Source organism: Clostridium muellerianum (assembly GCF_012926525.1).
Classification (GTDB): Bacteria; Bacillota; Clostridia; order Clostridiales; family Clostridiaceae; genus Clostridium_AM; species Clostridium_AM muellerianum.
In genome coordinates, this window is the sequence record NZ_JABBNI010000008.1 from 77,980 (window position 1) to 92,171 (window position 14,192).

Below are 14,192 nucleotides of genomic sequence, written 5' to 3' on the forward strand. Positions count from 1 at the left end.
AATGTTACAGATCTTACATTGGATGCTAACAAGAAGGTTACTGTTGATGGACTTGAATTAGATATGTCAAAGGTAAGTTCGCCACAAGCTAATGATGCATGGGAAGTAGCTGTAACTGCTGCTAAATCAGCATCAACAACAACATCAACAACAACAGTAGCAACAGCAGCAAAAGCAAGTGCTGTAAAAATAGGTGACAACAGCTTTACAATTGATGCAGGTAAAGGTAATGGAGCAGATGGAAATATTGCTATAGAAATTAAACAGTCTGCAAATGCAGGAGAAGATTCAACAGCAGTATTTTCTAATGATGGTAAGACATTAACTCTTACTTTAGATAAGGGTAAAACTTTCACTTCAGATGATATACAAAAATTAATTTCATCAGCTAATAAGGATGATAACAAACCAACATATTTAGATATGACAAAGTTTACTGTAAAAGCAGATGATGCTGCAAATGATTCAATTGATGCATCAAAATTATCAGGTACTACAACAACAAGTTTAAGTGGTGGAGCATCTTTACCAACTTTCACTTCTTCTAAAAAAGCAGAAGTAACTAATGGAACAGATGATGTGGTAGTGGAAGCAGGATTAGATGTATCAGATCATGATCATGCAACACATGCTATATCTGTATTAGATAAAGCACTAGCAATGGTTTCAACTGAAAGAGGTAAGCTAGGTGCAATGCAAAACAGACTTGAGCATACAATAAATAACTTGAATACATCTTCTGAAAACTTATCAGCAGCTGAATCAAGAATCAGAGATACTGATATGGCTAATGAAATGATGACATATTCAAAGAGTAATATACTTAGCCAAGCTTCTCAAGCAATGATAGCACAAGCTAAATCACAGCCTGAACAAGTTCTTCAGTTATTAAGATAATTTTAAATATAGATTAAAGAAATACAGAGGGTTTCCTCTGAAAAAAGGGACTGTCGCAATAAGAATAAATACTACAATATTATTGTATGTAAATTTCTTAATTCGGCAGCCCTTTAAATTTAGTATGTAACCATAGTAGATATAATTAGCGGTAAGAAATACAATATATAGGGAGAGAAATTATGAAGTTAAAAGGAATAAATAGGCTTTTTTATCAGTTTTATTAGGATTTATTTGTGCATTTTCATTTTCCAGTTATGCTTTTGCTGAAGGTAACTTAGGTACTTGGACAACGAAGGCATCTATGAGTGTAGCTAGAAGTGGTCTAGGGGCAGTATCATTAAATGGTAAAATATATGCAATGGGTGGTTACGATGGTAGTGGTTTTGCTATTGGTTTAAACTTAGTTGAGGAATATGACCCAGCGACAGATAAATGGACAACAAAAACACCCATGAAGGTGTCTAGGTATGAACTAGGAGTAACATCATTAAATGGTAAAATATATGCAATAGGTGGTTATAATGGTAGTGTTTTAAATTTAGTTGAAGAATATGATCCAGCAACAGATAAATGGACAACAAAACAGCCCATGAGTGTACCTAGGTGTGGAGTAGGAGTAGCATCATTAAATGGTAAAATATATGCAATGGGTGGTCACAATGGGAATAGTAGTAGATTAAATTTAGTTGAGGAATATGATCCAGCAACAGATAAATGGACAACAAAAGCACCCATGAGCGTACCTATGGATGGAGTAGGAGCAACATCATTAAATGGTAAAATATATGCAATAGGTAGTGGTATAAATTCAGTTCAGGAATATGATCCAACAACAGATAAATGGACAACAAAAAAGCCAATGAGCACATCTAGGTTTAATATGGGAGTAGCATCATTGAATGGTAAAGTATATGCAATAGGTGGTTGCAATGGTAGTAGTTTTTTAAATTCAGTTGAGGAATATGATCTAGCAACAGATAAACGGACAATAAAAACCCCTATGAGTACAGCTAGGCGTTGTCCAGGAATAGCAACATTGAATGATGAAATATATGTAATAGGTGGTCAGGATTGTGATGGAAGCGAGAATCTTCTAAATACTATGGAAAAATATACACTACCCCCAATACCCATGGTGGCACTAACTGCAACATCTACTGATGCAAAAGTTAATCTTTCATGGAATTCAGTTGAAGGAGCAACAACTTACAATATAAAAAGATCAGAAACAGCTGGTGGACCATATACACAAATAGGAAATGTAACAACAAATGTTTATACTGATACAAATGTAACAAATGGTAAAACCTATTATTATGTTGTAACAGCAGTAACTGGAACTTCAGAAAGTGCAAATTCAAATGAAGCAGCTGCAACACTAGCAGCATCTTCAATACCCACAAACCCTAAGCAAATGGGGAATAGGGCTATTCTGGAAATAAAAATGATTAATGGAGAAATCCAGGAATATGATTTATCATCATCAGGACTTAGTTCATTTTTAACTTGGTATAATGATAGATCAGGTGGAGCAGCAAAAGCTTATTACATAATGGACAAGAACTATAATGTTAAACCATTCTTATCAAGACAATTATATATACCCTTTGATAAGATAATGGAATATGAAGTGAAAAGTTATAATAATTAGTTTTAAGAAGAGGCTGTCATACATATACAAAAATTCAAAATAAAATATTGTGTTAGAAGACATCTTTGTGAAACTAAAATTAGCTTAAAAATTTTTTAAAAACCCATTCTATAAAACTGGGTAAGTGTTTTCATTAAGTTTTGATGAAATAGCCTATAAATTATTTTTTATATTAAATAGAGAGTATAAATTTAAAAATTTCATAACTGAAGTTTTTAAATTTATATATTTTGACAATAGAAATTATATAGCTCAAAAGTGCCTTTAGTTTCCTGGAATAATTCTTTTCAAAAAACGCAAAATAAGACCATAAAGTGTAGTACAAATCTTATTAAAGAGGAGGAATATACTATGTCAAACAATAATAGAGTTTTAGTACCAGAAGCTAAAGAGGGATTAAACAAATTCAAAATGGAATCAGCAGCAGAAGTAGGAGTTAACTTAAAACAGGGCTACAATGGAGATTTGACTTCAAGAGAAGCTGGCTCAATAGGTGGAAATATGGTTAAGAAAATGGTTGAAGCTTACGAAAAAGGACTATAATATATTTAAAGCCAGATAGGTCATTTACTATCTGGCTTTTGTTTTAGTTACTCAACTTTCGCACATACAATTTTGACTTAATATAAGCATAGTGCGACGCAACTAGATATTAAAGTACAGTGGTAGTTTGAATTTTAACTTTTACTACGTGATATATAATAAGTGTTTCATCACTGCTAAATGTTTTTAATTATTCTAAGCTCAAAGTTCATGAAAACCTAAGAACTTTGCCAAACTCGGTTCCCTCAAACAAGGCTAAAGTTCTAAGGCTTTCATGAACTTATCGCTAAGAATAATAAAAAAACAATTTAGCTAATGTGATGAAACACTTATTATATATTCCTACGTAAAAGTCAAAATCCAAACTAGTTACTTCGGTTACTTGCTTTGCAATATTTTTAAACTGCGAAAGTTGAGTAGTTATTTTAAGCATAACTATTTTTTATTTAAAAAACTAAGCTGAATACTTGATAATTTGCTTTCGTATGAAGGCATTTTAGTGGAAATGCCATATTTATAACAGTTTTCAAGAAAGATATTTTTAAGTTTAGCTGCATTATTAGCACTGCAGGAATAATAATTTTTAAATCTTTTTTCATATTTAGATCTCAAATTTGGAAATAATTCATCTAGCTTAGAATAGTAATAATCCCTTTGTCTGTCTCTTAATGTCATTCCAAAAGCAGGATAAATGAATTTAACACCATAGTATTTTGCCATTTTTATAATTTTAATTATATTTTCTTCATTGTCTTCAATGAAAGGAAGTATTGGCATCATGGTTATACCAGCATGTATACCTAAACTTGAAAGTATTCCTAGTGCTTTAAACCTATCAGACGATACTGGAGCCCTAGGTTCTATTTTTTGTGAAAGCAAGTCATTAAAAGTAGTAATTGTAATAGCAACTTGAGCATATACATTATTTATTTCCTGAAGTATATCTATATCCCTTAAAATAATATTACTTTTTGTAGTAATATGAACAGGATAATGATTATCAGCAATTACCTGAAGAGATTTTTGTGTAAGTTTATATTTTTTTTCAATAGGCATATATGGATCACTCATAGCACCAGTTCCAATTGTACCCTTTATTCTTTTTCTTGAAAGTTCTCTTTTTAATAATTCTACTGCATTTATTTTAATATCAATGTCATCAAAATTTTCAATTTGGTAACATTCGCTGCGGGAATCACAATATATGCATCCATGCTGGCAGCCTCTGTAAATATTCATAGTGTATTTAACACCAAACCAGGCACTAGGATTTTTACTTGTAATCAGAATTGTTTTTGCATTTATTTCTCTTATCATACAAATACCTCTTATTAATATATAGGACAAGTAATTTCTATATTATTTCCTTCACTATCTGTAAATTCTAAAACTTTATTTTCACCTATAACTGTTAAGGGAAAAACAATTGTACAATTTAATTTTTTAGTTTTTTTAAAGTAAATCAATATGATTTACTATGAAGCTAGGTAAACAATTATTTTCTTATGATTTAATCCTTCCGCAATAAATTATTTTACAGCTACATATATATCTACTTCAGAATTTTCGATGCCATCATATTTCTTACCATAAAGCTCAAAATCTCCACTATAGGTCCTTTGAAGATTTGAGTTCCATATGTAAGACCAAGCAGCTCCGATTTTATCTTTAGCAGTAACTATACAGTATTTTGAAGAAGGTAATATTTTATATGTCATGTCTTGAGGTATAGAGTTTATATCACTAACTTCATATCCAATTATAAAAGAGTATAGTCCAAATTCTTTATTTTCATAATCACAATATAAACCTAAAATTTCATCAGGATTTGTTTTGTTTAATATTTCATCTCCAAATTTTTTATCACTAAACTCCTTCCAAAGCTCTGAAATTGCTTTTATACACTCACCATCTTTGTTGGTGGTTCTTATTTCTTTTCCAACTATTATCATCTTATTTTTTTCTGTTATTCTTGTTTTGGGCTCTTCTTTTCTCCATCTTTTTAAAGCAGGTAAACAATTTTTCATTAGGTTTCTTGCTTCATTTTCATCCATACCTTTATCTTTCATAAAAGGCATACATGCATCTATCATTTGTTCCATAGTTAAATCCGGCTGCGTAAAAGCACCATTTTCATAGCAGTAAATACAGTATTCCTTGTTTTTTTCATTATTTATTTCAGTGCCATAAACCTCTTCGTTCATGGGCATTCCACAGCTTTGACAATATTTTTGTTCCATAAATTTTCTCCTTATCGATTTATTAAAATTGGCTATATCACAAAGTAAAAGTTAAAATCCAAACTACTACCCTTGTGATCTATGGTTTTATTATATAGGAATACTTTGACAACATTATGTCAGGTTTGAATACAAAAGGCTGATTTTTTTACATTTGTCCTTTATAATTTCTCTTATATGATTAGGTTCTATAACTTCCACGTATTCTCCATAGCTTAAAATCATAGAATAAACCCATTCATCTTCGAAAAAATATGTGTCTATAATTATACTTCCATCTTTTTCAAACTTCATTTCATCCTTATGAAATGAATCTTCTATTCTATATCTAACCTTTGGAGAGAATTTTAACTTAACTCTTACAGGTATTCTTTGGACTTTATTATCATTCATATATTCCTTATATGAGATTCTATTTGCTTGTATTTCTTCATCCAGGAGTTTTAAATTTTCCATTCTTGATAATTTGAACAACCTATAATCATTTCTTAAATTGCAGAAAGAAAATAAGTACCAGTAAAAACCTTTAAAAACAAGAGTTAATGGTTCAACTTTCCGAAAGTCATGTTCACCTTTTGAATTTCTATAATCAAAGGAGAGGCATTTTTTATTTTCTAACGCATATTGTACAGTTTTATATTTTAAAACTTCATCTTCGCATTTTTTAAAACCCCAGGGAGAATTATCTATTACCATTTGTTGAAAATGCATATCAAATATTGACTTTTTTTCATCAGGTACAATACTTTTTACTTTTTCAATGGCTATTTCAACTTTTTTATCATTTATAAATTTGTTCATATTTTTTAAAGCATCTACTATAGAAATCATATCCTCTAATGTTAGAAATTGATGACTAATTTTATAATTATCTAAAATACAAAAACCTCCATTATTTCCAGCTTGAGAAACTATGGGGATTCCAGACATGTTAATTGCTTCAATGTCTCTATAAATTGTCCTTACAGAAACTTCAAATTTCTCAGCAAGCTCTGCTGCAGATATTTTTTTCCTATTTAAAAGTGTAACAACAATTGCTAGTAATCTATTAATTTTCACAGAATGTTAATCCTCCATATGTTTTAAGTATTTTCTTTATTATACCAAATTTAAAAATAATGCGAAGCAAAGTGCAGTGAAAGTTTTGATTTTAACTTTTACTACGTGATATAGGATAAGCGTTTACTCACTGCTAAATGTTTTCAATTAGTCTAAAGCTCAAAGTTAATGAAAACCTAAGAACTTTGCCAAACTCGGTTCCCTCAAACAAGGCTAAAGTTCTAAGGCTTTCCTTAACTTCTCGCTAAGACTAATAAGGAAACAATTTAGCTAATGTGAGTAAACGCTTATCCTATATCCCTACATAAAAGTTAAAATCAAAACTAGTAACTTCAGTTGTACATATTAATATTGATAATTTTATAATTTAGATCTTAAAAATTCAGGCGGCAGCCTTCAGGATAGAAAGATAACTCAAAAAATATTCATTTTAGTATAATATAATTGTGAAAATTGAAAAGAATCAAGCAAAACACTATATAACACATAGATTTAAAACTGGAAATAAACCTACTACTTACAGGCTACGCCTTAAGTTGTGATTAGAATAACTAAATTAAAATATATAAATAAAAAATAATTATTATAGAAGCTACGCTTTTAATATAATAGGGATAATAGTATATATGTAGACTGAAGTAAGAAGAAACGTTAAGCTGTATTCCTGCACAACATATATCAGCCGGAATACAGCTTAACGTTTCTTCGGTTACTTGCGTCGCATTATGCTTATTATACTAAGTTAAAATTTAAATTCCTTTTACATGCTTGACTAGATAAATTTAAACTTTTATGTTATTATTATACTTAGGATATATTACATTTGAGGAGGAATTATTAATATGGAATCAGACCCTAGTCCCGACCCGAGTATAATGGGGCAATTTATTTTAATAGCTATTTTAACATTAATCAACGCATTTTTTTCTTTAGCTGAGATAGCACTGGTATCAGTTAATAAGAATAAGATTAAGTTAATGGCGAAAGAAGGAAATAAAAAAGCTCAACTTTTAGAAAAATTTATTAAGGAACCAACAAAAGCGTTATCTACTATTCAAGTAGGGATTACTCTTGCAGCGTTTCTTTCTAGTGCATCGGCTTCTACAGGTATAGCAAACAAGTTTACAGGATTTTTATCTAATATTGGTGTGCCTTACAGCAGCCAGATATCAATAGTTATTATAACTATTGTATTATCCTATGTAACATTAGTGTTTGGTGAACTATTTCCAAAAAGGATAGCTCTACAAAAACCAGATGTATTTGCAATGAGGTCTATAGGAGTAATTGTGTTTCTATCTAAAATTACTTCACCTTTTGTAAAGCTGCTTTCTGGATCTACAAATGTCTTAGTTAAAGTATTTGGATTAGATAAAAAAAATACACAAGAAACCATATCTAAGGAAGAAATAAGATCATTAGTTGAAGTTGGAAGAGAATATGGTGTTATTAATGAGACAGAAAAGCAGATGATAAATGGTATATTTGAATTTGACGATAAAGTAGCTAAAGAAGTTATGACACCACGAACGGATGTATTTTTAATTAATGTAAATACTCCACATGACGAACTTATGGATAAGTTAATGGAAGAAAAATATTCAAGAATTCCTGTATATGAAAATGATACTGATAATATAATAGGAATTTTGTATATGAAAGATTTGTTTATTGAAATCCATAAAAATGAGCATAAGGATATTGACATAAGGAAAATGCTTCATACACCATATTTTGTGCTTGAAACTAAGAATATTGATGAGCTATTTAAAGAACTTCAAACTACTAGAAATCATATGGCAGTGTTAATAGATGAATATGGTGGATTTTCAGGAATAGCAACTATAGAAGATCTTATAGAAGAAGTTATGGGTGAAATAGATGATGAATATGATGATAATGAGCCAGATATTAAAAAAATTGACAATGATACCTTTGTTGTTAATGGTTCTATATCAGTTGATAACCTGAATAATTATCTTAATTTGAAGTTAACTTCAGAGTATTCTGATACTATAGGTGGTTTTGTGGTAGATTTATTAGGTCATATACCACATAATGGCGAACAAAAAGCTGTTAATTATAAAAATATAATATTTAGAATTGAAGAAGTAAAAGATAGAAGAGTTGAAAAAGTAAAAGTTTGTATGACAAAAGAAGCCTAATATGGGCTTCTTTGTTTATTAGAAAATATAATCAATTAGCAGCAAAAAGTTTTATTTTTGCTGCTAATATTATATTACAAGGATAATTTAACACTGGTTCTGAGTAGTTCTTAAAACACGAAGAGCTCTAGCTACTTTTCTTGCAAAATCTAAAGGTTTATCAATAGATTCGAAATGAATATACATAAGTCTTGGTCTATCAAATAACCAATGATTATGAAGTGCAGTAACTAATAAACCTTCTCTTCTAAGTGCAGTAATAAAGTCATTAACTTCTTCCTCAAGAATAACAGTTTCTCCTAAATTGAGTGCATTTCCAGCTTCATCCATTGATCTAATATCAAAAGAAAATAATGCAGATAAAGCTAATGGAGAACGAGTTCTTCTACCAAGTATTCGTGCACGTATATTTCTATTAAAACCTACAGCACAAACGCGTTTGTTAGAAGTTATAATTTCTGCTCCAAGTATTTTGGCAAATTCTTTACAAAGAGAATTAGATTTACAATGTGAATGGTTACTCATTTTATTCACCCCTTAGTTATTTTGTAGAAAATCAAATTTTAGTTTGAGTTTGATTTTCTATGTAGACTTAAGTGTTTAACCCAATAATATACTATGGTCAACATCAAAAAATGTGCATAATAAAAATGCTTTATATTTTTATTAAAATGCTTATATATTTACGCAATATATTATAAATAAAATATAATTTTTCGATTATGTATTGACAAAACAATTGAATTTGATTATCATTATCAATAGAGAAGCGATTAAAGATAATATTCTTGATTGGTTATTATGTAAGTTAAATTTCAAAATAATAGAGTTATTTTAGATGAAGAAAGAGGGTGAACTTTATGATTATTGGACTTTTAAACTTAGTAAAAAATCATAGCAATTATTCTTTAAAAGAAATGGCTGAATTTTTCAAAACAGATGTTTCAGTTATAGAGATAGAACTTAAATATTTGAAACAAAGTGGGTATTTGAAAAGATAGATAATTAAGTTGAATATTATAGTGGTTGTGGTTAGTTAGTAATACATTTTGATTAAACTGTAAATAGAAAAGGATATTTATATTGATTGGTGTGATAATGATATTTGTCAGTAATTAAAATATATAAATAATACTGGGGATATATTTATTTTTTCAAGAAATGATTGAGAATGATTATCTATGTCACTTTGGCAAATTTGAGCTTAGATAAAATAAATAGAGTATATGTAGTGTGAATAACAAAAGAGATTTTTTATATTTAAAGTATTTAATTTTGGAAAGTAGTGATATATATGAAAAAAAGAACTACTGATATAAGTTACATAAGTGAGAAGTTAATAAATAGTGGATATAAGATTACAAAGCAAAGATGCGAGATTATAAAGATAATGTATGAAAATGATGTACATATGAATGCTGATGAAATATATGAAAAAGTAAAACATAAAAAAATAGGGCTTAGTACAGTATATAGAAATCTTATGATATTAGAAACTGTTGGAGTAATAAAAAGAATTAACACGGCTAATATAAGTTATTATGAATTACAAGCTATGGGAGAAATTGATGTACATGCAAAGTGTATAAAATGTAATAGAGTGGTTGACATAAAAAGAGAGAAATTAGCAGAGAATTTCAAAGAACTAATAAAAAATATTAAGCAAGAACGAAAAATTATGATTAATAGTACAAGTATTGTGTTATCAGTAATATGTGAAAAATGTAAAAAACAAATCATATCAAATAGGAATTCTAACAAAGGAAGAGATGGTTGACAATATGATAAATAGTTAGTTTAAAATAATTCAATATATAAATGGATAAAGTACATCAGTGCTTATCTAAAATGCTTTATAAGGAGGAGACTAATTTGAAAAATGTAGTAATTATTTACTGGAGTGGTACAGGTAATACAGAGAATATGGCAATAGGTGTTATGGATGGTGCAAAGTCAGAAGGTGCAAATGTGAAGTTACTTAGTGTACAAGGAGCAAAGGTAGAAGATGTTTTAAAAGCAGATGCAGTAGCTTTTGGATGCCCATCTATGGGAACAGAACAGCTTGAAGAATCTGAAATGGAACCATTTGTTGAATCAATTTCAGATGCAATTGAAGGTAAGGATACTGCATTATTTGGTTCATATGGATGGGGTAATGGTGAATGGATGACTGACTGGCAAGAAAGAATGGAATCCTATGGAGCAAGAATTATAGAAGATGGACTTATAATTAATAATGAACCAGATGAAGAAGACATTGAAAAATGCAAGGAGTTAGGTAAACTTTTAACAAAGGCTTAAGAAATATATTAAACATAAAGTAATGGAGGATGTTTTATGAGTAAAGAAGAGTTGAAAAAATTTTTTATTATTACAAACAATTATGATGACCTAGAATATTTATTTTCGGTAATAGTGTGTAGTGCAGGACCAACTATAAAAAAACATAAAGCATCTTCTTTAATTACTTTTGGTAAGAATAATAGAAATTTAAACAGCATATGGGAAAAATATAAAAATGAAGTTAAAGAGAGATTAGATATTGATTACTTTGAATTAAAAAGGAATGAGAAAAGTACAATAGTGTTATTTTTCAATAAAGAAAAAGTTAGGATTAATGTAAGAGAAATTAAGAACATAGAGTTCTTAAAGAGGTTTGGATACAATGAAAATATGAGTGTCGAACAGTGTTTAACTCTTCTAAGTAAAAGATTTGAACATATGTGTCCTCATGAAATTGGTATTTTCTTAGGATACCCAGTAGAAGATGTAGTATCTTTTATTGATTGTCCTAATGCTGAATGTAAAATGACAGGATATTGGAAAGTATATCATGATATTAAAAAGGCTAAAGCTATTTTTAATAAGTATGATGAAATAAAATGTACTATCATGAAATTAATGATGCAGGGTATTAAACCAACAGAATTGTTAAAAAGTTAAATTAGTATGATCAAGAATTTTTCCTGAAAGTGGAGATTTAAGTGTGTAAGATATGATGAAGGAGGAAAGGACTATGCCATTAATATTAGCGTGTAAAGGAAATGAAATGAATATTAGAAAAATACTTGGTAATGATGAGACAAGGAGATTTTTAAATAGTCTAGGATTTGTAGTTGGAGAAACCGTTAAAATTGTTTCGGAAATTGGTGGAAACATAATAATAAATATTAAAGACAGCAGGATTGCCTTGGATAAAAGCATGGCAAGTCGAATAATAGTTTAGACAAGGGAGGTCATTTTAATGAGCACATTAAAAGAAATAAAGTGTGGACAGACCATTAAGGTTAAGAAAATTGACGGAGTAGGAGCTGTTCGCAGACGTATTATGGATATGGGCATTACAAGAGGCTGTGAAATTTATGTACGTAAGGTAGCCCCACTTGGAGATCCTATAGAATTAACCATTCGTGGCTATGAATTATCAATTCGTAAAGCCGATGCAGAAATGATTCTTGTAGAGTAATAAGGAGGAATGAAAATGACAATCAAAATAGGACTTGCCGGTAATCCAAACTGTGGAAAGACAACTATGTTTAATGAACTTACAGGTTCATCACAGTATGTTGGTAACTGGCCTGGAGTAACAGTTGAAAAAAAAGGTGGTAAGCTAAAAGGAAACAAAGATGTTGAAATTGTAGATTTACCAGGTATTTATTCTTTATCACCATATACCTTAGAAGAAGTGGTAACACGTAATTTTATGATAAATGATAAACCAGATGCAGTAATTAATATAGTGGATGCATCGAATATTGAAAGAAATCTATATTTAACAACTCAAATTTTAGAACTTGGAATCCCAACAGTTATAGCACTTAACATGATGGATGTTATAGAAAAAAATGGAGATAAAATTGATATAGATAAGTTATCAAAAACTCTTGGCTGTCCAGTTGTTGAAACATCTGCTCTTAAAGGCAGTGGTGTCTTAGCTGCTGCGAAAAAAGCAATTGAAATTGCAAAGAATAAGAATAAACCAGCTTTTGAATTAAATTTCTCAAAGGAAGCCAAAAGTGCTTTTCAAGAAATAGAAAAAATTATTATAAAAAGTATTCCACATGAAGGAATTGAAACGACCTGGCTTACTATCAAACTTTTTGAACGTGATGAAAATATAATTGAAAAGTTAAATATCTCAAAAAGTATATTAGATGAAATAGAAACTATAATACAAAAATACGAAGCTGAACTAGATGATGATAGTGAAAGTATTGTTACAGGAGATAGATATGCTTTTATAGGAGATGTGGTTTCAAAATCTATTAAAAAGAATAGAAAGGGAAGTGAAACAACTTCAGATAAGATAGACAAAATTGTTACAAATCGTTTTCTAGCGCTACCAATTTTTGCAGCTATTATGTTTGGAGTATACTACATAGCAATAAGTACAATTGGAACTGCAATGACTGATTGGGTAAATGATACGTTATTTGCAAATATCATTCAAGGTAATGTTTCAAATTGGTTAGCAAGTGCACATGTTGCTGATTGGTTACAAGGATTAGTAGTAGATGGAATAATTGGCGGAGTTGGATCAGTACTTGGGTTTGTTCCACAAATAATGGTTTTATTCTTACTATTATCAATTTTAGAAGATTGTGGATATATGGCAAGAGTTGCTTTTATTATGGATAGAGTTTTCCGTAAGTTTGGACTTTCAGGAAAATCTTTTATACCAATGTTAATTAGTTCAGGGTGCGGTGTTCCAGGTGTTATGGCAACTCGTACTATGGAAAATGATAGAGATAGAAAAATGACAATAATGTTAACAACTTTTATACCTTGTAGTGCTAAATTACCAATTATTGCATTAATTGCGGGAGCACTTTTTGGTGGAGCCTCTTGGGTAGCACCAGCAGCTTATTTTTTAGGAATAATAATGATTATCATTTGCGGAATTATATTAAAGAAAACTAAATTATTTTCTGGTGAACCTTCACCATTTGTTATGGAACTTCCACAATATCACATTCCAAGTGCTAAAGGTGTTTTAATGCATATGTGGGATAGAGGAAAAGCATTTATTATTAAAGCAGGTACAATAATTTTTGTTTCTTGTGGTGTAATATGGTTTTTACAATCATTTAATTGGTCACTTGCTATGGTTGATGCAGGGGAAAGTATGCTCGCAAGTATTGGAACTGCAATAGCTCCTATTTTTAAACCTCTTGGATTTGGTACTTGGCAATCAGCTGTTGCAACAGTTACTGGTTTAGTTGCTAAGGAAAATGTTGTTGGAACTTTTGGAGTTTTATATGGTATAGCTGATGCAGCAGAAGATACTCCAGCTCTTGTAACAAACGTTGCAGCGATGTTTACAGTTGCTAGTGCTTTTGCCTTTGTAGTATTTAATATGCTTTGCGCTCCTTGTTTTGCAGCAATTGGTGCAATAAGACGTGAAATGGGTTCATGGAAATGGACTTGGATTACTTTAGGATTTCAAACTTTTACAGCTTATATAACTGCACTTGTTATAAATCAAGTTGGTAGTTTCATCATAGGTAAAGGAACTTTAAGTGGGGCTATAATTTCAATAATAGTAGCAATTGCAGTAGTTGCAATAGCTATAACTACAGGAAAAAGATCTATGAAGAAAGAAATTAAAGGACAGGTAAGCTATACAAGATAATA

General features: G+C 29.9%; 15 protein-coding genes and 1 pseudogene. 11 read left to right on the forward strand and 5 right to left on the reverse strand.

Annotation, left to right across the window (positions count from 1 at the left end):
• Nucleotides 1-423 precede the first annotated feature (423 nt).
• From HBE96_RS26945 to HBE96_RS03925, 3 genes are all read left to right on the forward strand, one after another.
• A complete protein-coding gene (locus HBE96_RS26945) occupies nucleotides 424-897 on the forward strand; it encodes a flagellin (RefSeq protein ID WP_425350701.1) in 474 nt (157 codons plus the stop codon).
• 304 nt (nucleotides 898-1,201) lie between these two features.
• On the forward strand, nucleotides 1,202-2,551 hold the full coding sequence (locus tag HBE96_RS03920) for a Kelch repeat-containing protein (protein ID WP_169296455.1): 1,350 nt from the start codon (nucleotides 1,202-1,204) through the stop codon (nucleotides 2,549-2,551).
• 351 nt (nucleotides 2,552-2,902) lie between these two features.
• Nucleotides 2,903-3,094, forward strand: a complete 192-nt coding sequence (locus HBE96_RS03925; RefSeq protein WP_169296456.1) for an alpha/beta-type small acid-soluble spore protein — start codon at nucleotides 2,903-2,905, stop codon at nucleotides 3,092-3,094.
• Between the two features lie 435 nt (nucleotides 3,095-3,529).
• On the opposite strand, the gene HBE96_RS03930 is transcribed toward HBE96_RS03925, so the two are convergent.
• The 4 genes and pseudogenes from HBE96_RS03930 to HBE96_RS26825 all read right to left on the reverse strand — a co-directional run bounded on the left by HBE96_RS03930 (nucleotide 3,530) and on the right by HBE96_RS26825 (nucleotide 6,393).
• On the reverse strand, nucleotides 3,530-4,411 hold the full coding sequence (locus HBE96_RS03930) for an SPL family radical SAM protein (RefSeq protein WP_169296457.1): 882 nt from the start codon (nucleotides 4,409-4,411) through the stop codon (nucleotides 3,530-3,532).
• Nucleotides 4,412-4,425: 14 nt separating this feature from the next.
• A pseudogene (locus tag HBE96_RS26185) lies at nucleotides 4,426-4,594 on the reverse strand (VOC family protein); the annotation flags it as partial.
• A gap of 29 nt (nucleotides 4,595-4,623) precedes the next feature.
• Complete coding sequence (locus tag HBE96_RS03940; protein ID WP_169296458.1) at nucleotides 4,624-5,334, reverse strand: zinc ribbon domain-containing protein; 711 nt, start codon at nucleotides 5,332-5,334, stop codon at nucleotides 4,624-4,626.
• Nucleotides 5,335-5,448: 114 nt separating this feature from the next.
• Nucleotides 5,449-6,393: a WYL domain-containing protein gene (locus HBE96_RS26825; protein ID WP_169296459.1), complete on the reverse strand. Its 945-nt coding sequence runs from the start codon at nucleotides 6,391-6,393 to the stop codon at nucleotides 5,449-5,451.
• A gap of 842 nt (nucleotides 6,394-7,235) precedes the next feature.
• Here HBE96_RS26825 and HBE96_RS03950 point away from each other — a divergent pair.
• Nucleotides 7,236-8,558 carry a hemolysin family protein gene (locus HBE96_RS03950; RefSeq protein ID WP_169296460.1) on the forward strand — a complete coding sequence of 441 codons (1,323 nt, stop codon included), beginning with the start codon at nucleotides 7,236-7,238 and terminating at the stop codon, nucleotides 8,556-8,558.
• 87 nt (nucleotides 8,559-8,645) lie between these two features.
• Here the strand turns inward: HBE96_RS03950 and HBE96_RS03955 are convergent, their stop codons facing one another.
• The gene (locus HBE96_RS03955; RefSeq protein WP_169296461.1) at nucleotides 8,646-9,083 is read right to left on the reverse strand and encodes a DUF1259 domain-containing protein; all 438 of its coding nucleotides are present in this window, start codon (nucleotides 9,081-9,083) and stop codon (nucleotides 8,646-8,648) included.
• A 335-nt stretch (nucleotides 9,084-9,418) separates the two neighbouring features.
• On the opposite strand from HBE96_RS03955, the gene HBE96_RS03960 reads away from it, so the two are divergent.
• The 7 genes from HBE96_RS03960 to feoB all read left to right on the forward strand — a co-directional run bounded on the left by HBE96_RS03960 (nucleotide 9,419) and on the right by feoB (nucleotide 14,190).
• Nucleotides 9,419-9,559 (forward strand): hypothetical protein, encoded by a 141-nt coding sequence (locus HBE96_RS03960; protein ID WP_169296462.1) that lies wholly within the window; start codon nucleotides 9,419-9,421, stop codon nucleotides 9,557-9,559.
• Nucleotides 9,560-9,852: 293 nt separating this feature from the next.
• A complete protein-coding gene (locus tag HBE96_RS03965; RefSeq protein WP_206154823.1) occupies nucleotides 9,853-10,335 on the forward strand; it encodes a Fur family transcriptional regulator in 483 nt (160 codons plus the stop codon).
• A 95-nt stretch (nucleotides 10,336-10,430) separates the two neighbouring features.
• The gene (locus HBE96_RS03970; RefSeq protein ID WP_169296463.1) at nucleotides 10,431-10,859 is read left to right on the forward strand and encodes a flavodoxin; all 429 of its coding nucleotides are present in this window, start codon (nucleotides 10,431-10,433) and stop codon (nucleotides 10,857-10,859) included.
• Between the two features lie 36 nt (nucleotides 10,860-10,895).
• The gene (locus HBE96_RS03975; protein WP_169296464.1) at nucleotides 10,896-11,501 is read left to right on the forward strand and encodes a DUF3793 family protein; all 606 of its coding nucleotides are present in this window, start codon (nucleotides 10,896-10,898) and stop codon (nucleotides 11,499-11,501) included.
• Between the two features lie 73 nt (nucleotides 11,502-11,574).
• Nucleotides 11,575-11,784, forward strand: a complete 210-nt coding sequence (locus HBE96_RS03980) for a FeoA family protein (RefSeq protein ID WP_169296465.1) — start codon at nucleotides 11,575-11,577, stop codon at nucleotides 11,782-11,784.
• A gap of 18 nt (nucleotides 11,785-11,802) precedes the next feature.
• Nucleotides 11,803-12,024 carry a FeoA family protein gene (locus HBE96_RS03985; protein ID WP_029159555.1) on the forward strand — a complete coding sequence of 74 codons (222 nt, stop codon included), beginning with the start codon at nucleotides 11,803-11,805 and terminating at the stop codon, nucleotides 12,022-12,024.
• Between the two features lie 15 nt (nucleotides 12,025-12,039).
• Nucleotides 12,040-14,190 carry a ferrous iron transport protein B gene (gene feoB / locus HBE96_RS03990; RefSeq protein ID WP_169296466.1) on the forward strand — a complete coding sequence of 717 codons (2,151 nt, stop codon included), beginning with the start codon at nucleotides 12,040-12,042 and terminating at the stop codon, nucleotides 14,188-14,190.
• Nucleotides 14,191-14,192 lie beyond the last annotated feature (2 nt).